Here is a 26,458-nt window from a genome sequence, read left to right as displayed (position 1 = left end):
CCCGTAGCAGCAGCCGAAGGCTGCGTCCGGCGGCAACGCGGTTTCGTCGTTGCGGCCGGACGCAGCCTTCGGCAGCTGCTACGGGGTGTAGTGAACTTCCAGTTGCACTACGACGCGCTTGCGTTACCATCCCCGCTCCTTTTTGCCCGTACCTACAATAATAAGGCGAGCACCCTGGACTTGATGTTCTTCCATTCGAGAGGCCGGCATGTACATCTACCGATTGGTCCTGCTGCTGGTAGTCGGTATCTACCTGTTCTCCCCCGCGATCATGGACTGGTGGATAGAACCGACCGGCGCCTGGTATCGGCCCTACCTGTTGTGGCTGATCCTGATCGTGGTGACTTTCATTCTCCAGAGCCAACGTGATGCCGATGAGCTTTAGCCTCACCCAGATGATCCTGATCAGCGCCGCCTACCTGCTGGTGCTGTTCGGCGTGGCCTGGGTCAGCGAGCGCGGAATGATCCCGCGCGCGATCATTCGCCACCCGCTGACTTATACCCTGTCGCTGGGCGTCTACGCCAGCGCCTGGGCGTTCTACGGCACGGTGGGCCTGGCCTACCAGTACGGCTACGGTTTCCTGGCCTGCTACCTGGGGGTCAGCGGCGCGTTCCTGCTGGCGCCGGTGCTGCTGTACCCGATCCTGAAGATCACCCGCACCTACCAGCTGTCCTCTCTGGCCGACCTGTTCGCGTTTCGCTTCCGCAGCACCTGGGCCGGCGCCCTGACCACCATCTTCATGCTGATCGGCGTGCTGCCGTTGCTGGCCTTGCAGATACAGGCAGTGGCCGACTCCATCAGCATCCTCACACGCGACCCGGTGCAGAACCGCGTGGCCCTGGCGTTCTGCGCGCTGATCACGCTGTTCACCATCTTCTTCGGCTCACGCCACATCGCCACCCGCGAGAAGCACGAGGGCCTGGTGTTCGCCATCGCCTTCGAGTCCATCATCAAGCTGGTGGCCGTGGGCGGCATCGGCCTGTACGCGCTGTACGGGGTGTTCAACGGCCCCCACGAGCTGGAGCTGTGGCTGTTGCAGAACCAGACCGCCCTCGCCGCCCTGCACACGCCGCTGCAAGAAGGCCCATGGCGCACGCTGCTGCTGGTGTTCTTCGCCTCGGCCATCGTCATGCCGCACATGTACCACATGGCGTTCACCGAGAACCTCAACCCGCGCTCGCTGGTCAGCGCCAGCTGGGGCCTGCCGCTGTTCCTGCTACTGATGAGCCTGGCGGTGCCGCTGATCCTGTGGGCCGGCCTGCGCCTGGGCGCCACCACCAGCCCCGAATACTTCACCCTGGGCGTAGGCATCGCCGCCAACAGCAAGGCCCTGGCGCTGCTGGCCTACGTGGGCGGGCTTTCGGCCTCCAGCGGGCTGATCATCGTCACCACCCTGGCGCTGTCGGGCATGGCCCTCAACCACCTGGTGCTGCCGCTGTACCAGCCGCCGGCCGAGGGCAACATCTACCGCTGGCTGAAGTGGACGCGCCGCGGCCTGATCGTCGCCATCATCATGGCCGGCTACGCCTTCTACCTGCTGCTGGGCACCGCCCAGGACCTGGCCAATTTGGGCATCGTCGCCTTCGTCGCCACCCTGCAGTTCCTGCCGGGGGTGCTGTCGGTGCTGTACTGGCCGGCCGCCAACCGCCGCGGCTTCATCGCCGGCCTGCTGGCGGGCATCCTGGTGTGGATGGTGACCATGCTGCTGCCGCTGGTCGGCAACCTGCAGGGCTTCTACATCCCGCTGCTGAACATGATCTACGTGCTCGACGACACCAGCTGGCACATGGCGGCCATCGCCTCGCTGGCCGCCAACGTGCTGGTGTTCACCCTGATCTCGCTGTTCAGCAACCCCAGCGCCGAAGAGGCCAGCGCCGCCGAAGCCTGCGCGGTGGACAACGTGCGGCGGCCCCAGCGCCGTGAGCTGCACGCCGCCTCGCCCCAGGAATTCGCCACCCAGCTGGCCAAGCCGCTGGGCGCCAAGGCCGCGCAGAAGGAAGTGGAACAGGCCCTGCGCGACCTCTACCTGCCCTTCGACGAGCGCCGCCCCTATGCCCTGCGCCGCCTGCGCGACCGCATCGAGGCCAACCTCTCGGGCCTGATGGGCCCCAGCGTGGCCCAGGACATGGTCGAGACCTTCCTGCCCTACAAGTCCGGCAACGAGAATTACGTCACCGAAGACATCCACTTCATCGAGAGCCGCCTGGAAGACTACCACTCGCGCCTCACCGGCCTTGCCGCCGAGCTGGACGCCCTGCGCCGCTACCACCGCCAGACCCTGCAGGAACTGCCCATGGGCGTCTGCTCGCTGGCCAAGGACCAGGAAATCCTGATGTGGAACAAGGCCATGGAAGAGCTGACCGGCATCGCCGCGCAGCGCGTGGTGGGCTCGCGCCTGGTGACCATCGGCGAGCCGTGGCGCGGCCTGCTGCAAGGCTTCATCAACGTGCCCGACGAACACCTGCACAAGCAGCGCCTGCCCCTGGACGGCCAGATCCGCTGGCTGAACCTGCACAAGGCGGCCATCGACGAGCCCCTGGCGCCGGGCAACAGCGGCCTGGTGCTGCTGGTGGAAGACCTCACCGACACGCAACTGCTGGAAGACAAGCTGGTGCACTCCGAGCGCCTGGCCAGCATCGGCCGCCTGGCCGCTGGCGTGGCCCACGAGATCGGCAACCCGATCACCGGCATCGCCTGCCTGGCGCAGAACCTGCGCGAGGAGCGCGAGGAAGACGGCGAGATCACCGAGCTCAGCAGCCAGATCCTCGAACAGACCAAGCGCGTGTCGCGCATCGTGCAGTCGCTGATGAGCTTCGCCCACGCCGGTAGCCACCAGCACAGCGACGAGCCGGTGAACCTGGCCGAAGTGGCCCAGGACGCCATCGGCCTGCTGGCCCTGAACCGGCGCAATTTCGAAGTGCAGTTCTACAACCTCTGCGACCCCGACCACTGGGTGGAGGGCGACCCGCAACGCCTGGCCCAGGTGCTGATCAACCTGCTGTCCAACGCCCGCGACGCCTCCCAGGCCGGCAGCGCCGTGCGGGTGAAAAGCGAGGCCAGCGAGCACACCGTGGACCTGATCGTCGAGGACGAGGGCAGCGGCATTCCCAAGAACATCATGGACCGCTTGTTCGAACCGTTCTTCACCACCAAGGACCCTGGCGAGGGAACCGGACTGGGGCTTGCTCTGGTCTATTCCATCGTTGAAGAGCATTATGGACAAATCACCATCGACAGCCCGGCTGATACCCAGAGCCAGCGCGGCACCCGAATCCGGGTGACCTTGCCGCGTCATGTCGAAGCGACGTCCGCCGTGAACTGAGACCGTCGAGAGAATTGAATCAATGCCGCATATTCTGATCGTCGAAGACGAAACCATTATTCGTTCTGCCCTGCGCCGCCTGCTTGAACGGAATCAGTACCAGGTCAGCGAAGCCGGCTCCGTGCAAGAGGCACAAGAGCGCTTCTCCATCCCCACGTTCGACCTGATCGTCAGTGACCTGCGCCTGCCTGGCGCCCCGGGCACCGAGCTGATCAAGCTGGGCCAGGGCAAGCCGGTGCTGATCATGACCAGCTATGCCAGCCTGCGCTCGGCCGTGGACTCGATGAAAATGGGCGCGGTGGACTACATCGCCAAGCCCTTCGACCACGACGAGATGCTGCAGGCCGTGGCGCGCATCCTGCGTGACCGCCAGAGCGCGCCAGCCCCGGCTGCCGCACCGGCCGAACGCGCCGGCAATGGCAACGCCAAGGCCGCCGCCGGTGCCGAGAACGCCAATGGCGAGATCGGCATCATCGGCTCGTGCCCGCCCATGCAGGACCTGTACAGCAAGATCCGCAAGGTGGCGCCCACCGACTCCAACGTGCTGATCCAGGGCGAGTCGGGCACCGGCAAGGAGCTGGTGGCCCGTGCCCTGCACAACCTGTCGCGCCGCGCCAAGGCACCGATGATCTCGGTGAACTGCGCCGCCATTCCGGAAACCCTGATCGAGTCCGAGCTGTTCGGCCACGAAAAGGGCGCGTTCACCGGCGCCAGCGCCGGCCGTGCGGGCCTGGTGGAAGCAGCCGACGGCGGCACCCTGTTCCTGGATGAGATCGGCGAGCTGCCGCTCGAGGCCCAGGCGCGCCTGCTGCGCGTGCTGCAGGAAGGCGAGATTCGCCGCGTGGGCTCGGTGCAATCACAGAAGGTCGACGTACGCCTGATCGCCGCCACCCACCGCGACCTCAAGAGCCTGGCCAAGGTCGGCCAGTTCCGTGAGGACTTGTACTACCGCCTGCACGTGATCGCCCTGAAGCTGCCGGCCCTGCGCGAGCGCGGCGCCGACGTCAACGAGATCGCCAACGCGTTCCTGGCCCGCCAGAGCGCGCGCATCGGCCGCAACGACCTGCGTTTCGCCGCCGACGCCGAACAGGCCATCCGTCACTACTCGTGGCCCGGCAACGTGCGCGAACTGGAAAACGCGGTGGAGCGTTCGGTGATCCTCAGCGAGAGCGCGGAAATTTCCGCCGAGCTGCTGGGCATCGACATCGAACTGGAAGACCTCGACGACGAGGCGTTCGACGCCATGGCCGCGCAACCGGCGAGCAACGTCGGCGGCGGCAACCACGAACCCACCGAGGACTTGTCGCTGGAAGACTATTTCCAGCACTTCGTGCTCGAGCACCAGGACCACATGACCGAGACCGAGCTGGCACGCAAGCTGGGCGTCAGCCGCAAGTGCCTGTGGGAGCGCCGCCAGCGCCTGGGTATTCCACGGCGCAAGTCGGGCGTGGCCAGCGAAAGCTGATACGTTTCAGCTAATTACGCGGTGTCACGGGGTAACAAAAGGGGGGAGTGACAAACTGTTACCCCCACCTTGCCGGCGTAACAGATGCCGGGGCATACGGTAACGAATTTTGTCCGTTTCAGGCGCCGGCTGATGGCCACCAAATAGCCGAAAGCCTTGATTTACAAGGGTTTTCAAAAGTTGGCACGGCACCTGCTATGTATTTGGTACAAGAACAACAATAAGCAATGACACACTCTAATAAAAACAAGATGAAACGGCTCACGCATAACAAGAACAACACGGCGGAGGCGCAGCTAACTGATTCTTTTGGAGAGGCGTTGTAATTGGGGCCCGCCCCACACCCAGGCAAAGACCAATAAAAACTGCACTGAAAAGCAGAACGGCATGGGATGAAAGCAACTCAGCGACCAAAGCAATCCGTTTGCTCTTGCTCCCGGTTAGGGAGCCACTCACTGGCGAAGACCACGTGGGTAGGGCGTTAACAAAAACAAGAAGCCCGATCAAAAAAACAAGAAGAGCACGCAACTACATTCCTTGGGGAGCTTCGGCTCCCCTTGTAGTTTCCACGTTTCGTCCCCCTCGTTGCGCAGTGTCCTACACCATCCCCTGACTAAATGCTAGAATCCCCGCCCATCATGCGGTCATTCTCCATTCATGGCCGAACATTCCTTCAAACAGTGCATCCCATGCTGAAGAAGCTGTTCCAGTCTATCCGTCCCCCCGTGCGTCGCCCGCAACACCTGCGGACCACGCCCGAAGTGCTCAATAGCGGGCAACACTCGCTGCAGCGCAACCAGTTCAGCCGCCACGCGGTGAGCATCGTCGAACGCCTGCAAAACGCTGGCTATCAGGCCTATCTGGTGGGCGGTTGCGTGCGTGACATGCTGCTCAACATCACCCCCAAGGACTTCGACGTCGCCACCAGTGCCACCCCCGAGCAAGTGCGTGCGGAGTTCCGCAACGCCCGGGTGATTGGCCGGCGGTTCAAGCTGGTGCATATCCATTTCGGTCGCGAGATCATCGAGGTCGCCACCTTCCGCGCCAATCATCCCCAGGATGAAGAAGAGGAAGACAGCAACCAGTCGTCGCGTAACGAAAGTGGTCGCATCCTGCGCGACAACGTCTACGGCACCCTCGAAGAGGACGCCCAGCGCCGCGATTTCACCATCAACGCCCTGTACTACGACCCGGTGAGCGAGCGCATCCTCGATTACGCCAACGGCGTACACGACATTCGCAACCACCTGATCCGCCTGATCGGCGACCCGGTGCAGCGCTACCAGGAAGACCCGGTGCGCATGCTGCGGGCCGTGCGTTTCGCCGCCAAGCTGGACTTCGGCATCGAGAAGCACACCGCCGCGCCGATCCGCGAGCTGGCGCCCATGCTGCGCGAGATCCCGTCGGCGCGCCTGTTCGAGGAAAGCCTGAAGTTGTTCCTCTCGGGCCACGCCTCGGACACCTTCGAGATGCTGGTCGACCTGCAGCTGTTCGACCCGCTGTTCCCGGCCAGCGCCCACGCGCTGGAGCACCAGCCGACCTACACGCACACGCTGATCAGCGAAGCGCTGAGGAACACCGACCTGCGCGTCAAGCAGGGCAAGCCGGTGACCCCGGCCTTCCTGTTCGCCGCCCTGCTGTGGCCGGCCCTGCCCGCCCGCGTGCTGCACCTGCAGGAACGTGGTATGCCGCCGATCCCGGCCATGCAGGAAGGCGCGCACCAGCTGATTGCCGAGCAGTGCCAGCGCATCGCCATTCCCAAGCGTTTCACCATCCCGATCCGCGAGATCTGGGACATGCAGGAGCGCCTGCCACGCCGCAGCGGCAAACGCGCCGACCTGCTGCTGGACAACCCGCGCTTCCGCGCCGGCTACGACTTCCTGCTGCTGCGCGAAAGCGCTGGCGAGCAGACCGAGGGCCTGGGCGAGTGGTGGACCGACTACCAGGACGCCAATGACAGCGAACGCCGCGACATGATCCGCGACCTGGGCAGCAAGGACGAAACCGGCGCCGGCCCACGCAAGCGCAAGCGCACTGGCGCCAAGCGCAAGCGTGGCGCGGCGGCGGATTCGGGCGAGTAAGCCGATGGAAGTCGTGTACATCGGCCTGGGCAGCAACCTGGCCGAGCCCGCCGAGCAACTGCGCCAGGCCATCGAGGCCCTGGGGCAGTTGCCGTCCAGCCAGGGCCTGGCGGTGTCGGCGCTGTACAGCAGCGAGTCGCTGTCGCCCGGCCAGCCGCGTTATACCAACGCGGTGGCGCGGCTCGAAACCTCGCTCGCGCCCTTGGCGCTGCTGGACGCCCTGCAGGCCATCGAGAACGACCAGGGCCGCGTGCGCGCCGAGCGCTGGGGCCCGCGGACCCTGGACCTGGACGTGCTGCTGTTCGGCGACCGGGTCATCGACGAGCCACGGTTGAAGGTGCCGCATTACCACATGCACGCGCGGGCGTTCGTGCTGTACCCGCTGGCCGAGCTGGCGCCGGCCGACCTGCGCCTGGCGGATGGACGGCCTTTGGCCGATCTATTGGCTGCTTGCCCGTTTGAAGGTCTCGAGCGCTTAACTCCGTAGCCTGGCGGCAGCGGCTACGGGGCCGTCTGCCGTCCCGGTAACACACAATCCCCCCACCCAGTAACACACCCGTAACACATCCAATTGACTTCCCGCCCCCTCCTCACGACTATAGGCATCCCGTTGCTCACTAACGCAGCAAAACGGCGCGGAACGGCCGGTTGACGGTCGTTTCCCAAACATCACGGCAGATGATGTTGTGTTTGATCCGCTAACTGTTAGCAGTATTCACGGCGCCTGAAAGAGGACCCCTTTGATGCCTGAAATCACCCTGACCACCCTGCAGAGCCTCAAGCTCAAGGGTGAGAAAATCGCCATGCTGACCTGCTATGACGCGACCTTCGCCCAGGCAGCCTGCCAGGCGGGCGTGGAAATCCTGCTGGTCGGCGACTCCCTGGGCATGGTCCTGCAGGGCCACGACAGCACCCTGCCGGTCACCAACGCCGAGATGGCCTACCACGTGGCCAGCGTCAAGCGCGGCAACGAGGGCGCGCTGATCCTGGCCGACCTGCCGTTCATGGCCTGCGCCACCCTGGAACAGACCTTCGCCAACAGCGCCCAGCTGATGCAGGCCGGCGCCCACATGGTCAAGGTGGAAGGCGCGGCCTGGCTGGCGGAGTCCATCCGCCTGCTGGCCGAGCGCGGCGTGCCGGTGTGCGCGCACATGGGCCTGACGCCGCAGACGGTCAACGTGCTGGGCGGCTATAAAGTGCAAGGCCGCAACGAAGCCCAGGCGCGGCAGATGCGCGCCGACGCCATCGCCCTGGAACAGGCCGGCGCGGCGATGATTTTGCTTGAATGCGTGCCCAGCGAGCTGGCCGCCGAGATCACCCAGGCGGTGAAGGTGCCGGTCATCGGCATTGGCGCCGGTAGCGCCGTGGACGGCCAGGTACTGGTGCTGCACGACATGCTGGGCCTGTCGCTGACCGGCCGCGTGCCCAAGTTCGTGAAGAACTTCATGGCCGGCCAGCCAGACATCCAGAGCGCCCTGGGCGCCTACGTCACCGCCGTCAAGGAAGTCAGCTTCCCGGGTACCGAACACGGATTTAATGCATGAACACCGTAAAAACCGTCAAAGAACTGCGCGCCGCCGTGGCCCGCGCCCGTAGCGAAGGCAAGCGCATCGGCTTCGTGCCCACCATGGGCAACCTGCACAGCGGCCACGCCGCACTGGTGACCAAGGCGGCCCAGCGCGTCGACTTCGTGGTGGCGAGCATCTTCGTCAACCCGCTGCAGTTCGGCCCTGCCGAGGACCTGGACAAGTACCCGCGCACCCTCGCCGCCGACCAGGAAAAACTGGTGCAAGCCGGCTGCCACCTGCTGTTCGCCCCCACCGTTGAAGAAATGTACCCCGACGGCATGGGCGTGCAGACCCGCGTCAGCGTCCCGCACCTGTCCGAAGGCCTGTGTGGCGCCAGCCGCCCTGGCCATTTCGAGGGCGTGGCCACCGTGGTCAGCAAGCTGTTCAACATGGTCCAGCCGGACCTGGCCGTGTTTGGCCAGAAGGACTACCAGCAGCTGGCGGTGATCCGCGCGCTGGTGCGTGACCTGAACATGCCCATCCAGATCATTGGCGAGCCTACCGTGCGCGCCGAGGACGGCCTGGCGCTGTCGTCGCGCAACGGTTACCTGACCACCGAGCAACGCGCTGCCGCCCCTGCGCTGTACCGCGCCATGCAACAGGTGGCCAAGGCCATCGAGAGCGGCGAGCGCGACTACGGCCGCCTGCTGGATGAGGCCCGCACGCAGATCACCGCCGCCGGCTTCAAGACCGACTATTTCGAGATTCGCCACGGCATCAACCTGCGCCCGGCCACCGCCGAGGACCGTGACGTGGTGATCATCGCCGCCGCCTACATCGGCAGCACGCGGCTGATCGACAACCTGCACCTGAACCTCGACGCCTGACTGCTATGCTGCAAGGCCCGGAACTGTTAAAAGTACCGGGCACCGCGCAGACAGATGCGCTGTAGATGGTTACTGTGGGAGCTGGCTTGCCAGCGAGCTTTTTGCGGGCCGAAAAGCTCGCTGGCAAGCCAGCTCCCACAGGTTGCAAAATTTATGCAACTGGCCAGGACCCGACCGTGTCCAAAGGCTGTTCTAAGTACAAGGAAACCCGCAGCGATGGCGTATTACCGTACCCCCCACGACGTTACCGCTCTGCCCGCCTGGCAGGCACTTACCCAGCACCGCCAGGCCATGCAGGATTTCAGCATGCGCGAAGCCTTCGCGGCCGATCCGCAGCGTTTTCACCAATTTTCCCTGAGTGGTTGCGGGCTGTTCCTCGACTACTCGAAAAACCTGATCACCACCGAGACCCGCGACCTGCTGGTCAAGCTGGCCGGTGAAGTGGACCTGCAGGGCGCCATTAAGGCCATGTTCGCCGGCGAGCTGCTGAACGCCTCCGAAGGCCGCCCGGCGCTGCACACCGCCCTACGCCGCCCGGTAGGCGACAAGCTCAACGTCAACGGCACCAACATCATGCCCGAAGTGCATAAGGTGCTGAACCAGATCACCGAGCTGGTCACCCGCATCCACGACGGCCTGTGGCGCGGCTACACCGAGAAGCCGATCACGGACGTTGTGAACATCGGCATCGGCGGCTCGTTCCTGGGCCCGGAGCTGGTCTCCGAAGCCCTACTGCCGTACGCCCAGAAAGGCGTGCGCTGCCACTACCTGGCAAACATCGACGGTAGCGAGTTCCACGAACTGGCCACCAAGCTGCGCGCCGAGACCACCCTGTTCATCGTCTCGTCGAAGTCGTTCAGCACCCTGGAAACCCTGAAGAACGCCCAGGCCGCCCGCGCCTGGTACCTGGCCCAGGGCGGTTCGGAAGCCGAGCTGCACCGCCACTTCATCGCCGTGTCCAGCAACAACGCCGCGGCCGTGGCCTTCGGCATCCGTGAAGAGAACATCTTCCCGATGTGGGACTGGGTAGGCGGCCGCTACTCGCTGTGGTCGGCCATCGGCCTGCCGATTGCCCTGGCCATCGGCACCGCCAACTTCAAGGAACTGCTGTCCGGTGCCTACACCATGGACCAGCACTTCCAGACCGCGCCGTTCGAACAGAACATGCCGGTGCTGCTGGCCCTGCTGGGCGTGTGGTACGGCAACTTCTGGGGCTCGCAGGCCCACGCGATCCTGCCGTACGACCACTACCTGCGCAACATCACCAAGCACCTGCAACAGCTGGACATGGAGTCCAACGGCAAGAGCGTGCGCCAGGACGGCAGCCCGGTCACCACCGACACCGGCCCGGTCATCTGGGGCGGCGTGGGTTGCAACGGCCAGCACGCCTACCACCAGCTGCTGCACCAGGGCACCCAGCTGATCCCGGCCGACTTCATCGTGCCGGTGGTGAGCTTCAACCCGGTGGCCGACCACCATCAGTGGCTGTTCGCCAACTGCCTGTCGCAGAGCCAGGCGTTGATGCTGGGCAAGACCCGCGCCGAGGCTGAAGCCGAGCTGCGCGACAAGGGCATGCCCGAAGAGCAGATCCAGAAGCTGGCGCCGCACAAGGTGATCCCGGGCAACCGCCCGAGCAACACCCTGGTGGTGGAACGCATCAGCCCGCGCCGCCTGGGCGCCCTGGTGGCCATGTACGAGCACAAGGTGTTCGTGCAGAGCGTGCTGTGGGGCATCAACGCCTTCGACCAATGGGGCGTGGAGCTGGGCAAGGAACTGGGCAAGGGCGTGTACCAGCGCCTCACCGGCGGCATCGAAGAGCCTGCCGAGGACGCCTCCACCCAGGGCCTGATCAACTACTTCCGCGGCCGCCACCGCGGTTGACGAAAAAATCCCCTCTCCGGAGGGGATTTTCTTTTTAGGCACCAATAACCCCCGTAGCAGCGGCCGCAGGCCGCGTCCTGACCCAGATTATTCATGGAATTCATTCGTCGTCGTATCGAGAAACAAGTGTTGAGCCTGACCGGCCTGTCCCTCGGCCGGCTGGACCTGGAAAACCCCAAGGGTGACCCCGGCCTGTTCGGCCCCCAGGCGGTGTGCTGGCAGGTGCATGGCGACTTCACCAGCATGCTGGTGGGCGGCATCAGCGCGCTGATGCTGCAGGCGCTGCACCCACTGGCGCTGGCCGGAGTGTGGGACCACTCCAATTTCCGCACCGACATGCTCGGGCGCCTGCGCCGCACCGGCCAGTTCATCTCCGGCACCACCTTCGGTGCCACTCGCGACGCCGACTGGCTGATCGACAAGGTGCGCACCATCCACCTGCAGGTAGTGGGCCACGCCGAGGACGGCCGCGCCTATGCCGCCAGCGACCCGGACCTGCTGACCTGGGTGCACGTGGCCGAGGTCAGCCATTTCCTCGCCGCGCACCTGCGTTACCGCAACCCGCACCTGCCGGCCGCCGACCAGGACCGCTACTACGCGGAGATCGCCCTGGTGGCCGAACGCCTGGGCGCGCGCCATGTGCCCGCCTCGCGGCAAGAGATTGCCGAGTACCTGGAGGGCATTCGCCCGCAACTGGTGTGCGACCACCGCAGCCGCGAGGTCATCCGCCTGCTGATGAACGCACCCGCGCCCAGCCGCCTGGCCAAGCCGTTCGGCGCGCTGATGATGCAGGCCGGGGTAGACCTGTTGCCCGACTGGGCCAGCGCCATGCTCGAACTGCCGCAAAGCGACTTCAAGCGCCGGCTGGTGCGCACGGGCATCAACGGCACCGCGCCGGTGCTGCGCTGGGCCGTGCGCGACGGCTCTGCCCACCGCGCCCGGCGGCGCATGGGCATCGCCTGAGGCGGGTGTTCTCCTGTTAAACTACGCGCCTCTTTTTTTCCAGGCGTACAGCGCATGTCCACCGTGAACAAGGCGCTGCGCGCCGCTCTCGACTCCCGCAAAGACCTCCTCGCGCAACTGCACGCCCAGGGCACCGATTGCTACCGGCTGTTTCACGGCAGCCAGGAAGGCGCCGGCGGCCTCACCGTGGACCGCTACGGCCCGCAGCTGATGGTGCAAAGCTTCCACACCAGCCTTGAGCGCGACAACCTGCTGGCTATCCACGCCGCCATCAACGCCGAACTGGGCCAGGAGCTGCTGCTGGTCTACAACGATCGCTCCAAGGGCAACTCGCGCATCGACCGCCAGGACAGCGTGTACCAGGCCGACGACGCTGCGCTGGCTGACCTGGTGGGCCACGAGTGGGGCCTGGACTACCGCGTGCGCGGCCGCCATGCCGGGCAAGACCCGCTGCTGTTCCTGGACCTGCGCAACGCCCGTGGCTGGGTGAAGGCCAACAGCCAGGGCAAGAGCGTGCTCAACCTGTTCGCCTACACCTGTGGCGTCGGCCTGGCCGCCGCAGCCGGTGGCGCGCGCGAGGTGTGCAACCTGGACTTCGCCGAAGGCAACCTGGCCGTGGGCAAGGAAAACGGCGCCCTGAACCCGACGCTGCTGCCCATGACTTTTGTGCAGTCGGACTACTTCCCGGCCATCCGCCAGTTGGCCGGCCTGCCCATCAGCCAGCGCCGCGGGCAGAAGCTGCCCAGCTACCCGCGCATGGAACAACGCCAGTACGACCTAGTGTTCCTCGACCCGCCGGCCTGGGCGAAGAGCGCCTTCGGCACCGTGGACCTGCTGCGCGACTACCAGAGCCTGCTCAAGCCAGCGCTGCTGACCACCGCCGACGACGGCGTGCTGATCTGCTGCAACAACCTGGCGAAGGTGGCCTTCGACGACTGGCGCGACCAGGTGCTGCGCTGCGCCGAGAAAGCCGGCCGGCCGGTGCTTGACTGGCAGGTGATCACCCCGGCCAGTGATTTCCCGTCCATGGACGGCCAGCCGCCGCTGAAGACCCTGGTGCTGCAACTGTAAGTTTCCAGAAAAATCCTACACATAAAGCGGACACCTCTTCGGAACCAGATAGGCGTGCCATACTCCAAGCACTCCTATTCCGAGACGTAGATGCCCCCCCATGCCCAAAGGATTGATACGCGCCATCGGCGCCGTACTGACCGCGCTCGCGCTTTACAGCCTGCTGGGCTTCCTGATTCTGCCGGGCATCGGGCTGCGGGTGGCCAATTCCCAGCTGGCCAAGTATTCCAGCGTGCCGGCGCACCTGGAGCGGCTGGAGTTCAACCCCTTCAGCCTGGAGCTGACCCTGTGGGGCCTGCACATCGGCGAGCCGGGCATCGAGCAGGTCGGCTTCGAGCGCCTGTACCTGAACCTGCAGGTGGACAGCCTGTGGACCCGGGCCCTGCACCTGGACGCCATCGAGCTGGACAAGCCGCGCACCGAGCTGCTGTTCAACAAGGACGGCAGCCTGAACCTGGCGCAGCTGTTCAAGCTGCCGCCCAGCGAGCCGGCCAAGCCTGACCAGCCGCCGAGCAAACCCTTCCCGCTGCGGGTGGGCAGCATCAAGCTCAGCGAAGGCTACCTGCACTTCAAGGACGTGCGCCCCAGCGAGCCCATCGAATTCCTCTACAACTCCATGAACCTGGAGCTGAAGAACCTCAGCACCCTGCCTGAGGACAACGCCGACATGACCCTGGTGGCCGCCGGCCCGGACGGTGGCCAGATCGACTGGAAAGGCAGCATCAGCCTGGTGCCGATCACCTCCAAGGGCAACCTGAAGGTCACCGACGGCAAGATGAAGGTCTGGTGGCCCTACGTCCGTGACGCCCTGCCCCTGGCCTTGCAGGACGGCATCCTCAACCTCAGCACCGATTACTCGCTGGACCTGTCGAAAAACACCGAGCTCAACCTCACCAACGCCTCGGTCAGCATCGCGCCCTTCGCCCTCAACGCCCCGGACGGCCGCCCGCTGGTCAAGCTCGAACGCCTGGACGTCAGCGACACCTCGGTGGATCTGGCCAGGCAATTGGTGACCGTCGGCAAGATCCGCAGCAGCAAGCTGGAAACCTGGGCGGCCCGCGAAGCCGATGGCCAGCTGGATTGGCAGAAGCTGTTCGCCAGCCAGAAAACCGCCGCACCGCCCCAGGAAAAAACCGCGCCGGCCACCGCCGACGCCAAGCCCGAGGCCAAGCCGGTGCCTGGCGCGCCGAGCAAGCCCTGGCAGGTGCTGCTCAAGGACGTGCAGCTGCGCGACTACCAGGTGCACTTGGCCGACCGCCTGCAGAAGGAGCCGGTGGCGCTGGAGCTGGGCCCGCTGAACGTCGATGTGCAGAACTTCGACAGCCTGAACAAATCGCCCTTCACCCTCAAGCTCGATACCGGCCTGGGCAAGCAGGGCAAGCTCAGCGCCGCCGGCGAGGTCAACCTGGCGCCGGTCACCGCCAACCTCAAGGTCAAGACCCAGGACATCGACCTGCGCGTGGCCCAGGCCTACATCAGCCCGTTCATTCGCCTGGAACTGCGCAGCGGCATGCTCGGCAGCGACCTGGCGGTGAACCTCAAGAACATCGACCCGCTGACCCTGAGCGTCACCGGTCGCGCCCAGGTAGACCAGCTGCACACCCTGGACACGGTGAAAAACCGCGACTTCGTCAAATGGGAACAGCTGCAGCTCGATGGCCTGGACTACGAGCACGGCAACAGCCTGACCATCGACAAGGTCACCCTGATGCAGCCGTACGCGCGCTTCATGATCAACGAAGACCGCACCACCAGCATCAAGGACCTGCTGATACCCCGGGCCGAGAACCCCAAGGCCCAGGCCGACGCCAAGCCTGCGGTCGCCAGCAAGCCATTGGCCATTCACATCGGTGGCATCGCCATCAATGACGGCTCGGCGTATTTCGGTGACTTCAGCCTGACGCCCAACTTCGCCACCAACATCCAGAACCTCACCGGCACCATTGGCACCATCGACAGCCAGCAGCAGAAGCCGGCCAAGGTGGACATCAAGGGCAAGGTCGACCGCTACGCGCCGGTGACCATCAGTGGCGCGCTGACGCCGTTCGACCCCATGGCCAGCCTGGACATCGACACGCGCTTCAACCGCCTGGAACTGACCACGCTGACGCCCTACTCCGGTAAATTCGCCGGCTACCGCATCCGCAAGGGGCGGATGAACCTGCAACTGCACTACGTGATCACCAAGGGCCAGCTCAAGGCCGAGAACAAAGTGCTGGTGGACCAACTGGAGCTGGGCGAGAAAGTCGACAGCCCCGACGCCGTGAGCCTGCCGGTGAAGCTGGCGGTGGCCCTGCTCAAGGACGTCAACGGCCAGATCAACATCGAGCTGCCGATCACCGGCGACCTCAACAACCCGCAGTTCAGCGTGATGCCCATCGTGTGGCAGACCCTGCGCAACCTGGTGGTCAAGGCCGTGGCCGCGCCCTTCAAGTTGCTGGGCGGGCTGGTGAGCGGTGGCGATTCGGCAGACCTCAGCAACATCGCCTTCGCCCCCGGCGCCAGTGACCTGACCCCCAGCGCCCAAGACAACCTGCTGAAGCTGGCAGCCGGCATGAAGGCCCGCCCCGGCCTGCACCTGGAAGTGGAAGGCGGCGCGGCAGCCAGCAGCGACGGCCCGCTGGTGGCCCAGCAGCGCCTGGAGCGTGAATACCAGACCACCTACTTCAAGATCCTCCAGCGGCGCGGCGACAAGGTGCCCGCCCAGGCCTCGCTGCTGGTCGTGCCCGAAGACGAGAAAGCCCCCATGCTGCCGGCCATCTACCGCACCCGCCTCAACCAGGCGCCGCCTGCCGAGTGGGACCAGTTGGAGAAGAAACAGCGCGATGCCAACCTGCGTGACGCGGTAATCAAGGCCTGGAGCACGGACGAGCAGCTGCTGCGCACCCTGGGCCAGGCTCGTTCGGCGGCCATCAAGGCCTTCCTGGTGGACAAAGGCCAGTTGCCGGACGAGAAGGTGTTCCTGATCGACACCATCATCAGCGATGCCCAGAAAGACGGCACGGTGGTCACCAACCTGCACCTGGAAGCGGATTGACCTGACCCACAAAAAAAAGCCCCGGCACACGGCCGGGGCTTTGAGTGGGCACAGTCCGTGTGCCCGTCGCATGAATCGATTATTGGGTTTCCAGCGCGTCAGCCGACACGGACTTGACGTGCTTGGTGTGCTTGGCGATGTTCACCGCGGTGGTTTTCTGTGCCGAGGTCAGGGTAGTGCCTGCCTTCGAAGCCAGGGTTACCACGCCTTGGTTGGTCTCGACGGTGATGTCGCTACCAGGAATGCCTTTCTCGGTCAGCAGGTTGGCTTTCACCTTGGTGGTGATCCAGGTGTCGGAACCGGCTTGTTCGGTCTTGGCTGCGGTTTCACTCGCAGTGGCGGCATACGCGAAGTTACCCATGGCCAGGGTCAGGGCGGTGGCAGTAGCGGCAGCAATAGCGAACTTTTTCATACGAGTCACTCCTGTTTTTCGAGAAGTCTGCGCCAAGGCATGCCTGGCTGCAGGGTTAGCTATACCGTTGCAGGGCGTGTGCCAACCTGATGATTAAATAAAATCCTTTAAAATCAACACCTTAAAAAACTCCTCGTTTTTGCTGTTCGTGCATTCTGCATGCTCGCAGCAAAAACCGCGTGCAAGTTGCATGTCCGCTAAAGAACTGGGTAAAGGCTAACCGCCTGCACCCACCCACCTCGCCTTTGCTTGTAATCTGCAGTTGATCTGCAGTTGATCTGCTTGTGATCTGGCTTTTGATTTGCTGTTGATCTGGCTCTTGATCTTGATTGTATGCCCCGTAAAGCGCCCGGGCCGACTGGAGGCGTCGCTCAACGGGCTGCCCGAAGGGCCGAGGCCGCAGGCCGAAGAGACGGTAACCCGCAGGCTTCTATAGCGGGTGCCGTCTGCCCGTTGAGCGGCGCCGGAAGGAGGGGACCCGTAGCGCAGCGGAGGGCCCAAGCAGGGGCAAGCCCTTTTTGCTTACTTTTTGGGGCGACTGCCAAAAAGTGAGTCGGCGTAAGGCCGAAACGGTCGGTGATCGCACCGCGAAAATGGATATGTCCGAATCCCTTAGAAGCAAGATTCGAAAGCCATGCACATATCCAATACCAAGGGTGATGCACAATCACCTTTCCGCCCTTACGGCGGCTCACTTTTTGTCAAACGCCCGGTGTGCCGGCCCAGACAAAAAATAAGCAAAAAAGGCTTGCCCCTGCTTGGTCCCTACGCTTCGCTACGGGTCCCCTCCCTCCGGCGTCGCCCAAGCGGCCGACGGCCCGGAATAGAAGCGCCTCCGGTTCCGTCTTCCCCGGCTACGCCGTGGACCGCTCGGCCAACGCCTCCAGTCGGCCCTGGCGCTTTATGGGGCACACAATCAAGATCAAAGGCCGCACGGGATCAAGGTCAAAGGCGGTCCGTGGGGTAGCTGGGGGCATAAAAAAAGGGCCCCGAAGGGCCCTTTTCTGCTATCGGCTAATTAAACGCCGGAAGCTTTTGCTGCAGCTACGTCCTTGATGGACAGCTTGATACGGCCGCGGTTGTCCACGTCCAGCACCAGTACTTCAACTTCCTGGCCTTCTTTCAGGATGTCGGTCACTTTCTCTACGCGAGCGTCGCTCAGCATCGAGATGTGAACCAGACCGTCCTTGCCAGGCAGGATGTTGACGAAGGCGCCGAAGTCGACGATACGCTCGACCTTGCCCACGTAGATCTTGCCGATCTCGGCCTCGGCAGTGATCGACAGCACGCGCTGCTTGGCAGCCTCGGCCGCGTCCTTGGTTTCGCCGAAGATCTTGATCGAGCCATCGTCTTCGATGTCGATCGAAGCCTTGGTCTCTTCGCAGATGGCGCGAATGGTGGCGCCGCCTTTACCGATGACGTCACGGATCTTGTCGGTGTCGATCTTCATGGCGATCATGGTAGGCGCGTTTTCCGACAGCTCGGTACGCGACTGGCCAATGATCTGGTTCATCTGGCCGAGGATGTTCAGGCGCGCTTCCAGGGCCTGGCCCAGGGCGATTTCCATGATCTCTTCGGTGATGCCGTTGATCTTGATGTCCATCTGCAGGGCAGTAACGCCCTTGGCAGTACCGGCCACCTTGAAGTCCATGTCGCCCAGGTGGTCTTCGTCACCCAGGATGTCGGTCAGGATGGCGAACTTCTCGCCTTCTTTAACCAGGCCCATGGCGATACCGGCAACCGGTGCCTTCATCGGTACACCGGCGTCCATCAGGGCCAGGGATGCACCGCACACCGAAGCCATGGAGCTGGAACCGTTGGACTCGGTGATTTCCGACACCACGCGGATGGTGTACGGGAACACGTCGGCGGCTGGCAGCATGGCCTGTACCGAACGACGAGCCAGGCGGCCGTGACCGATTTCACGACGACCAGCGCCGCCCATGCGACCACACTCGCCCACCGAGAACGGAGGGAAGTTGTAGTGCAGCATGAAGGGGTCTTTCTTCTCGCCTTCCAGGGTGTCCAGCAGCTGGGCGTCACGGGCAGTACCCAGGGTCGCAACGACCAGGGCCTGGGTTTCGCCACGGGTGAACAGGGCCGAACCGTGGGTCTTCGGCAGCACGCCGACTTCGATGTTCAGCGGGCGCACGGTCTTGGTGTCGCGGCCGTCGATACGTGGCTTGCCGTTGACGATGTTCTCGCGCACGGTGCGGTATTCGATCTCGCCGAAGGCAGCCTTGACGTCGCTGGCAGAAGGCTGGCCTTCTTCACCGGACAGCTTGGCAACGACCTGGTCCTTCAGCTCGCCCAGGCGAGCGTAGCGGTCGGCCTTGACGGTGATGGTGTAGGCGTCGGAGATGGCCGCGCCGAACTCGGCACGGATAGCGCCCAGCAGTTCGGTGGCTTCGGCTTGAGGAGCCCAGGCCCAGGTAGGCTTGGCAGCTTCGGCAGCCAGTTCCTTGACAGCCTTGATGACCGCCTGGAATTCGTCGTGGGCGAACAGCACGGCGCCCAGCATCTGGTCTTCGGTCAGCTCCTTGGCTTCCGATTCAACCATCAGCACGGCGTCGGAGGTACCGGCAACGACCATGTCCAGGCTCGAGGCAGCCAGTTGCTCGTAGGTTGGGTTCAGCAGGTAGCCGGTGCTTTCGTGGAAAGCAACGCGCGCGGCGCCGATCGGGCCTTCGAAAGGAATACCGGAGATGGCCAGGGCTGCCGAGGTACCGATCATCGCAGCGATGTCCGGATCGGTCTTCTTGCTGGTGGACACCACGGTGCAGACCACCTGGACTTCGTTCATGAAGCCTTCAGGGAACAGCGGGCGGATCGGACGGTCGATCAGGCGCGAGGTCAGGGTCTCTTTCTCGGAAGGACGGCCTTCACGCTTGAAGAAACCACCAGGGATCTTGCCGGCGGCGTAGGTCTTTTCCTGGTAGTGCACGGACAGGGGGAAGAAGCCCTTGCCTGGATCAGCTTGCTTGGCACCTACCACGGTGACCAGCACGGTGACGTCGTTGTCGACGGTGACCAGCACGGCGCCGGAGGCTTGACGGGCAATACGGCCAGTCTCGAGGGTTACGGTCGATTGACCGAACTGGAACTTCTTGATTACCGGGTTCACGGTTTCCTACCTTCTTCAATGGCTCTGGGGGAACTGGTTTCTTGCGAAATTCTTGGGCAGCAAGGGGAATCGGCCCCTTTTGGCAGTCCAGATAAAACTTGAGGCTGGAAGCCTGCCCTGCATCAGCGCCTAGGCGCCGATACAGGACAGTCAACCAACCTCATTGATACGCACGGCGTGTTCGTCAGCTCCGGCGCCAGGCGCCGGGTTCGACGGAGGCAACACGCCGCGCACACCACAAGCCCGGGCCGCTATTAGCGACGCAGACCCAGACGGCCGATCAGGGCGCTGTAACGAGTGGTGTCTTTGCCCTTCAGGTAGTCCAGCAGCTTACGACGCTGGTTAACCATACGGATCAGGCCACGACGCGAGTGGTGGTCTTTACCGTTGGCCTTGAAGTGGCCTTGCAGCTTGTTGATGTTGGCAGTCAGCAGTGCAACTTGCACTTCTGGCGAACCAGTGTCGCCAGCGGCTTGCTGGAACTCACCAACGATCTTTGCTTTTTCTTCAACGTTAAGTGCCATGAGGGCATCTCCATTACTAAGGAAAACCGTTTGACCGGCTTTCCAACAGGCCGAGGACAAATCCTCGTATTTAAAAGTGAGGGATAACCGTGCCTGTTAACAGCCACCCTCGTTCGGTCATTCTGACCGAATCAGTCGACGTGGCGCGATGCGCCCGTCTTCGCTCACTTCACCGATACCGATGAAGCGACCGTTGTGATCCTGCACCCGCACCATGCCGAATTTCGGCGCGTCGGGGGCGCGAACCGGTTGCCCGTGCAGCCAGTAGAACGCACTGTGCTCGGAGAACTGCAACAGGGGCCAATCCAGCAGGCCGCTGTCAGAAGGCATCAGGAACTGGTCCACCGCCTCGTTGCCACCTTCAGCATGCACGCGCTCGAGTTCCTCGAGGGTGACCGTCTGGGCCAACGTGAACGGGCCAGCCTGGGTGCGACGCAGTTCTGCAACGTACGCGCCGCAACCCAACTGCTCGCCGATGTCCTCCACCAGGGTACGGATGTAGGTGCCTTTGGAGCACCCTACCGACAACCGTGCGCGGGTCTCATCGAAGGCGAGCAATTCCAGCCGGTCAATAGTAACAGAACGCGCTTCGCGCTCCACTACTTCCCCTGCACGTGCCAGCTTGTAAAGCGGCTGGCCATCACGCTTGAGGGCGGAGTACATCGGCGGTATCTGACTGATTTCACCACGAAATTGTGGCAAAACGGCTTCGATGTCGCCGCGACAAACGGTTACATCTCGAGTGCGCAAAACCTCACCCTCGGCGTCTGCCGTGGTGGTGGTCTGGCCCATCTGCATGACGGTCTCGTAGCCCTTGTCGGAATCGAGCAGGTATTGCGAGAACTTGGTGGCCTCGCCGAAGCACAGCGGCAGCACGCCGGTGGCCAGGGGGTCGAGGCTGCCGGTGTGGCCGGCCTTCTCGGCATTGAGCAGCCAGCGGACCTTCTGCAGGGCGGCGTTGGAAGTGAAGCCCAACGGCTTGTCCAGCAGGATGATGCCGCTGACGTTACGACGGATACGCTTGACCTGAGCCACCGCTTACTCCTCGGTGCCTGGTTTGCTGTCGGCGTCCTGGTGCTGGCTGTCTTCGGCCACGGCACGCTCGATCAGCGCGGAAAGCTGGGCACCACGGGTGACGCTTTCGTCGTAGTGGAAGTGCAGTTGCGGCACGCTGCGCAGCTTCATTTCCTTGCCCAGGTGCACGCGCAGGAAGCCTGCGGCAGAGTTCAGCACCTTGATGGTCTGCTTGATGTCCTCGGCGCTGTCCTGGCCCATGACGGTGATGAACACCTTGGCATGGCCCACGTCGCGGCTGACGTCGACGGCAGTGATGGTCACCAGGCCCACGCGCGGGTCCTTGACCTCACGGCGGATCAGTTGCGCCAGCTCGCGTTGCATCTGGTCGCCGATGCGCTGGGTACGGCTGTATTCTTTTGCCATGAATTCTTACCTGTAACTGAAGCGGCAAACGCCCGGCCAGGCAAAGAGCCGGACCGGGCGTTGCGTTTAGAGTGCCCGGGCGAACCCGGTGCACTCCTCTAGCTCGCGTGTTAGAGCGTACGAGCCACTTGGACCTTCTCGAAGACTTCGATCTTGTCGCCGACCTTGACGTCGTTGTAGCTCTTCACGCCGATACCGCATTCCATGCCGGCACGGACTTCCGAGGCGTCGTCCTTGAAGCGACGCAGCGATTCCAGCTCGCCTTCGAAGATAACGATGTCTTCGCGCAGTACACGGATCGGACGGTTCCGGTAAACGGTACCTTCGACGACCATGCAACCAGCGATAGCACCGAACTTCGGCGAACGGAACACGTCACGCACTTCGGCGATGCCCAGGATGTTCTCGCGAACGTCGCTGCCGAGCATACCGGTCAGGGCTTTCTTGACGTCTTCAATGATGTCGTAGATCACGTTGTAGTAACGCATATCCAGACCTTCCTGCTCGACGATCTTGCGCGCGCCGGCATCGGCACGCACGTTGAAGCCGAACAGTACTGCATTGGAGGCCAGTGCCAGGTTGGCATCGGATTCGGTGATACCACCGACGCCGCCACCGACCACGCGCACTTGCACTTCGTCGTTGCCCAGGCCGTTCAGAGCGCCCTGCAAAGCTTCCAGCGAACCACGGACGTCGGATTTGAGGACGATGTTGAGCGTCTTCTTCTCTTCCTGGCCCATGTTTTCGAAGATGTTTTCCAGCTTGCCGGCGTGAGCACGGGCCAGCTTGACTTCGCGGAACTTGCCTTGACGGAACAGAGCCACTTCACGGGCTTTCTTCTCGTCGGCAACCACGCTCATCTCGTCGCCAGCGTCCGGGGTACCGTCCAGGCCCAGGATCTCGACCGGAATGGCCGGACCTGCTTCCTTGATCGGCTTGCCGTTCTCGTCGAGCATGGCACGTACACGGCCGTAGTTCGAACCGACCAGCACCATGTCGCCTTGACGCAGGGTACCGTCTTGAACCAGCACGGTGGCCACAGGGCCGCGGCCCTTGTCCAGGCGCGACTCAACCACAACACCACGACCTGGGGCCGATGGGGTTGCCTTCAGTTCCAGTACTTCGGCTTGCAGCAGGACAGCTTCCAGCAGCTCGTCGACGCCAGTACCCATCTTCGCCGAGACCGGTACGAATGGAGTGTCACCACCCCAGTCTTCCGAGGTCACGCCGTGTACCGACAGCTCGCTGCGGATACGGTCCAGGTCTGCACCCGGCTTGTCGATCTTGTTCACCGCGACAACCAGCGGTACGCCAGCAGCAACGGCGTGCTGAACGGCTTCGATGGTTTGTGGCATCACGCCGTCGTCGGCAGCAACGACCAGGATCACGATGTCGGTGGCCTTGGCACCACGGGCACGCATGGCGGTAAACGCGGCGTGGCCAGGGGTGTCGAGGAAGGTCACCATGCCACGGTCGGTTTCAACGTGGTACGCACCGATGTGCTGGGTGATACCGCCGGCTTCGCCAGCAGCTACCTTGGCACGACGGATGTAGTCCAGCAGCGAGGTCTTACCGTGGTCAACGTGGCCCATTACGGTCACGACTGGTGCACGGGAGAACGCCTCACCTTCGAACTTCAGCGATTCGGCCAGGGAGTCTTCCAGGGCGGTGTCGCTGACCAGGGTCACCTTGTGGCCCAGTTCTTCAGCAACCAGCTGGGCAGTTTCCTGATCCAGTACCTGGTTGATGGTGGCCGGGGTACCCAGCTTGAACATGAACTTGATGACTTCGGCAGCTTTCACCGACATCTGCGCGGCCAGGTCGCCGACAGTGATGGTCTCGCCAATCTGCACGTCACGAATCACAGGACCGGTAGGGTTCTGGAAGCCGTGGGCGTTGCGCTTCTTCAGCTTGCCCTTGCCACGACCGCCACGACGGAAGCCATCGCTTTCCTCGTCGGTGGTGCGTGGAGCGGCACGTGGAGTCGGCGCCTTCTCTTTTTCCTTGACCGAAGCACGATGCGGCGCGTTCTTGCGCTCGCCATCGTTGCGGCGGCTGTCGTCGTTGCGCGGTTTGTCCGGGCGACGCGGCTCGTCTTTCTTGCGGTCGGCAACCGGCGCAGGGGCAACGGCTACATCGGCAGCGGCGGCAGGCGCTTCCACGGCAGGCGCCGGGGCAGCAGCCGACACAGATGCAGCAGGACGGCGTGCTTCTTCTTCGGCACGCTGACGGGCAGCTTCCTGTTCGGCTTTCTGACGCGCAGCGTTCTCGGCTGCACGGCGCTCTTCCAGCTCGCGCTTCTGCTCGGCCTGAATTTCTTCAGGGCTGCGCTGCACGAATACTTTCTTCTTGCGTACTTCTACGCTGATGCTCTTGCTGCCAGCCACACGCAGGGTGCTGGTGGTCTTGCGCTGCAAGGTGATCTTGCGTGGTTCTTCCGCTTTAGCCTTGTGGCTGCTTTTCAAATGAGCCAGCAGAGCCTGCTTCTCATTATCGGTCACAACTTGTCCGGCGTCGGTGTGCGGCAGACCTGCCTCACGCATCTGCTGTAACAGGCGCTCTACCGGTGCGGCGACCTCTGTGGCCAGTTCTTTCACCGTGACTTGCGTCATGCACTTCTCTCCTCAGGCCGCGCCTACTTACTCGAACCAGTGGGCTCGGGCGGCCATGATCAACTTGCCGGCACGATCATCGTCAATGCCGTCGATGTCGAGCAGATCATCAATAGACTGCTCGGCCAGGTCTTCGCGGGTAATTACGCCGCGCACCGCCAGTTCCATCGCCAAATCCTTGTCCATACCCTCAAGCGAGAGCAGGTCTTCGGCCGGATGGGCGTCTGCCAGCTTTTCCTCTGTAGCGATGGCTTTGGTCAACAGGCGATCCTTGGCACGAGCGCGAAGCTCGTTGACGATGTCCTCGTCAAAGCCGTCGATGTTGAGCATTTCTTCCAACGGTACGTAGGCAATCTCTTCCAGGCTGGTGAAGCCTTCATCAACCAGCACCTGTGCCAGCTCTTCGTCGACTTCCAGCTCGTCGATGAAGTTGCGCAGGATGTCGCCGGTTTCTGCTTGCTGCTTAGCCTGGATGTCCGATTCGGTCATCACGTTCAGCGTCCAGCCAGTCAGCTGGCTGGCCAAACGTACGTTCTGACCACCACGACCAATGGCCTGAGCCAGATTGTCAGCGCCGACAGCGATGTCCATTGCATGGGCATCCTCGTCGACAATGATCGCCGCCACTTCAGCTGGGGACATCGCGTTGATCACGAACTGCGCAGGGTTGTCATCCCACAGGACGATATCCACACGCTCACCGCCCAATTCACCCGATACCGCCTGGACGCGCGAACCGCGCATACCGATGCAGGCACCTTGTGGGTCGATGCGTTTGTCCTTGGAGCGGACCGCAATCTTGGCGCGCGAACCCGGGTCACGGGACGCAGCCATCACTTCGATCAGGCCTTCGGCAATTTCCGGCACTTCGATGCGGAACAGTTCGATCAGCATTTCCGGCGCTGTACGCGACAGAATCAGCTGCGGACCGCGGTTCTCGGTGCGGATTTCCTTGAGCAGGGCGCGCAGGCGCACACCTACCCGGAAAGTTTCGCGAGAAATGATGTCCTCGCGGGCCAGCAGGGCTTCGGCGTTGTTGCCAAGGTCCACGATGACGTTGTCACGGGTAACCTTCTTAACAGTACCGGAGATGATCTCGCCCAGGCGCTCGCGATAGGCGTCAACCACTTGGGCGCGCTCTGCTTCACGAACTTTCTGGACGATCACCTGCTTGGCAGTCTGTGCTGCAATGCGACCGAATTCGATCGATTCGATCTTCTCTTCGATCACGTCGCCGGCGACGGCGCCCGGCTTCTTGGCCTGGGCCTGGTCAACGGCCAGCTCGATCGCCGGGTCGTCCAGGTCTTCATCCTCGACCACTGCCCAGCGACGGAAAGTTTCATAGGCACCGGTGTGGCGGTTGATTTCCACACGCAGGTCCACTTCATCTTCGAAGCGCTTCTTGGTAGCGGTTGCCAGAGCAATCTCCAGCGCTTCGAATATTACGCCGGCCGGTACACCCTTTTCGTTGGATACCGACTCAACAACCAGCAGTACTTCTTTGCTCATCGTACGCCTCGCCTTTCGCAAGCCATTGGATCCGCGGGATCCGCAGTATCTGGCACGTCTCAGTCAAAACTGGGAATAATGTTGGCCTTGTCGATCATATCGATCGGCAGCAGGAACTCATGGTCATCAACCTGCACCACGACGTCCTGCTCCTCCACCCCGCGGAGAAGGCCCTGAAAGTTGCGACGCCCTTCAAAGGGAGAGCGCAGCTTGATCTTCACTTGGTCCCCGGCATACTTGGCGAACTGTTCAAGGGTGAACAGCGGGCGTTCCATGCCAGGAGAAGAGACTTCAAGGGTGTACTCGACAGCGATAGGGTCTTCAACATCAAGCACCCCGCTGACCTGACGACTGACAATGGCGCAGTCATCCACCAGCACACCGCCTTCTTTGTCGATATAAATGCGCAACATTGAGTGACGGCCTTGAGCCGAGAACTCGATACCCCAGCATTCATAGCCTAGGGCCACGACCACCGGGGCCAGCAAGGCCTGCAACTGTTCTAGCTTGCTCGACACCTGAACCCCCTCGTGCATGCTTATGCAAATAAAAAATGGGCGAAGCGCCCATCCCTGAAACGCCGTTGAATACCGGCGCTATGATCTTTTCAGCTAACAAAAA

At 63.1% G+C, this 26,458-nt stretch carries 19 protein-coding genes; 11 read left to right on the top strand and 8 right to left on the bottom strand.

What is annotated here, in order from left to right; translation table 11 throughout:
- Positions 1 to 208: 208 nt before the first annotated feature.
- The 11 genes from AC0J42_RS04325 to AC0J42_RS04275 all read left to right on the top strand — a co-directional run bounded on the left by AC0J42_RS04325 (position 209) and on the right by AC0J42_RS04275 (position 16,216).
- Positions 209 to 385 carry a hypothetical protein gene (locus AC0J42_RS04325; RefSeq protein WP_003250005.1) on the top strand — a complete coding sequence of 59 codons (177 nt, stop codon included), beginning with the start codon at positions 209 to 211 and terminating at the stop codon, positions 383 to 385.
- Positions 369 to 3,323, top strand: coding sequence for a sensor histidine kinase (locus tag AC0J42_RS04320; protein ID WP_416422421.1), 2,955 nt, complete (start codon positions 369 to 371; stop codon positions 3,321 to 3,323). Before AC0J42_RS04325 ends, AC0J42_RS04320 begins: the two co-directional genes overlap by 17 nt.
- Before the next feature lie 22 nt (positions 3,324 to 3,345).
- Entirely contained in the window at positions 3,346 to 4,788 is a 1,443-nt protein-coding gene (locus AC0J42_RS04315) for a sigma-54-dependent transcriptional regulator (protein ID WP_416422420.1), read from the top strand.
- Between the two features lie 689 nt (positions 4,789 to 5,477).
- On the top strand, positions 5,478 to 6,869 hold the full coding sequence (locus tag AC0J42_RS04310) for a polynucleotide adenylyltransferase PcnB (RefSeq protein ID WP_473005344.1): 1,392 nt from the start codon (positions 5,478 to 5,480) through the stop codon (positions 6,867 to 6,869).
- A 4-nt stretch (positions 6,870 to 6,873) separates the two neighbouring features.
- Entirely contained in the window at positions 6,874 to 7,356 is a 483-nt protein-coding gene (gene folK / locus AC0J42_RS04305; protein WP_473005343.1) for a 2-amino-4-hydroxy-6-hydroxymethyldihydropteridine diphosphokinase, read from the top strand.
- A 256-nt stretch (positions 7,357 to 7,612) separates the two neighbouring features.
- Positions 7,613 to 8,413, top strand: a complete 801-nt coding sequence (panB, locus tag AC0J42_RS04300; protein WP_416422417.1) for a 3-methyl-2-oxobutanoate hydroxymethyltransferase — start codon at positions 7,613 to 7,615, stop codon at positions 8,411 to 8,413.
- Complete coding sequence (gene panC / locus AC0J42_RS04295) at positions 8,410 to 9,264, top strand: pantoate--beta-alanine ligase (protein ID WP_473005342.1); 855 nt, start codon at positions 8,410 to 8,412, stop codon at positions 9,262 to 9,264. Before panB ends, panC begins: the two co-directional genes overlap by 4 nt.
- A 216-nt stretch (positions 9,265 to 9,480) precedes the next feature.
- Positions 9,481 to 11,145: a glucose-6-phosphate isomerase gene (pgi, locus tag AC0J42_RS04290; RefSeq protein ID WP_416422415.1), complete on the top strand. Its 1,665-nt coding sequence runs from the start codon at positions 9,481 to 9,483 to the stop codon at positions 11,143 to 11,145.
- Between the two features lie 93 nt (positions 11,146 to 11,238).
- Complete coding sequence (locus AC0J42_RS04285) at positions 11,239 to 12,108, top strand: oxygenase MpaB family protein (RefSeq protein ID WP_416422414.1); 870 nt, start codon at positions 11,239 to 11,241, stop codon at positions 12,106 to 12,108.
- 54 nt (positions 12,109 to 12,162) lie between these two features.
- Positions 12,163 to 13,179 carry a class I SAM-dependent rRNA methyltransferase gene (locus AC0J42_RS04280; protein ID WP_473005341.1) on the top strand — a complete coding sequence of 339 codons (1,017 nt, stop codon included), beginning with the start codon at positions 12,163 to 12,165 and terminating at the stop codon, positions 13,177 to 13,179.
- Positions 13,180 to 13,279: 100 nt separating this feature from the next.
- Complete coding sequence (locus AC0J42_RS04275; protein WP_473005340.1) at positions 13,280 to 16,216, top strand: DUF748 domain-containing protein; 2,937 nt, start codon at positions 13,280 to 13,282, stop codon at positions 16,214 to 16,216.
- Between the two features lie 79 nt (positions 16,217 to 16,295).
- Here AC0J42_RS04275 and AC0J42_RS04270 read toward each other — a convergent pair whose 3' ends face one another.
- The 8 genes from AC0J42_RS04270 to rimP form a co-directional block, all read right to left on the bottom strand.
- Positions 16,296 to 16,628, bottom strand: coding sequence for a BON domain-containing protein (locus AC0J42_RS04270; protein ID WP_416422411.1), 333 nt, complete (start codon positions 16,626 to 16,628; stop codon positions 16,296 to 16,298).
- A 1,018-nt stretch (positions 16,629 to 17,646) separates the two neighbouring features.
- Entirely contained in the window at positions 17,647 to 19,752 is a 2,106-nt protein-coding gene (gene pnp, locus AC0J42_RS04265; protein WP_416422409.1) for a polyribonucleotide nucleotidyltransferase, read from the bottom strand.
- Positions 19,753 to 20,006: 254 nt separating this feature from the next.
- A complete protein-coding gene (rpsO, locus tag AC0J42_RS04260) occupies positions 20,007 to 20,276 on the bottom strand; it encodes a 30S ribosomal protein S15 (RefSeq protein WP_158157548.1) in 270 nt (89 codons plus the stop codon).
- A gap of 117 nt (positions 20,277 to 20,393) precedes the next feature.
- Positions 20,394 to 21,311 (bottom strand): tRNA pseudouridine(55) synthase TruB, encoded by a 918-nt coding sequence (truB, locus tag AC0J42_RS04255; protein WP_416422408.1) that lies wholly within the window; start codon positions 21,309 to 21,311, stop codon positions 20,394 to 20,396.
- Between the two features lie 3 nt (positions 21,312 to 21,314).
- Complete coding sequence (rbfA, locus tag AC0J42_RS04250) at positions 21,315 to 21,716, bottom strand: 30S ribosome-binding factor RbfA (protein ID WP_416422407.1); 402 nt, start codon at positions 21,714 to 21,716, stop codon at positions 21,315 to 21,317.
- 110 nt (positions 21,717 to 21,826) lie between these two features.
- Entirely contained in the window at positions 21,827 to 24,328 is a 2,502-nt protein-coding gene (infB, locus tag AC0J42_RS04245) for a translation initiation factor IF-2 (protein ID WP_473005339.1), read from the bottom strand.
- A gap of 27 nt (positions 24,329 to 24,355) precedes the next feature.
- Positions 24,356 to 25,837: a transcription termination factor NusA gene (nusA, locus tag AC0J42_RS04240; protein ID WP_027981880.1), complete on the bottom strand. Its 1,482-nt coding sequence runs from the start codon at positions 25,835 to 25,837 to the stop codon at positions 24,356 to 24,358.
- A 59-nt stretch (positions 25,838 to 25,896) separates the two neighbouring features.
- On the bottom strand, positions 25,897 to 26,355 hold the full coding sequence (gene rimP, locus AC0J42_RS04235; protein ID WP_027981879.1) for a ribosome maturation factor RimP: 459 nt from the start codon (positions 26,353 to 26,355) through the stop codon (positions 25,897 to 25,899).
- Between the last annotated feature and the right edge of the window lie 103 nt (positions 26,356 to 26,458).

The sequence above is a fragment of the Pseudomonas sp. Tav-5-1A genome (assembly GCF_055755055.1).
Note: the sequence above shows the minus strand (reverse complement) of the source record. Positions and strands in the feature narration are given on the sequence as shown.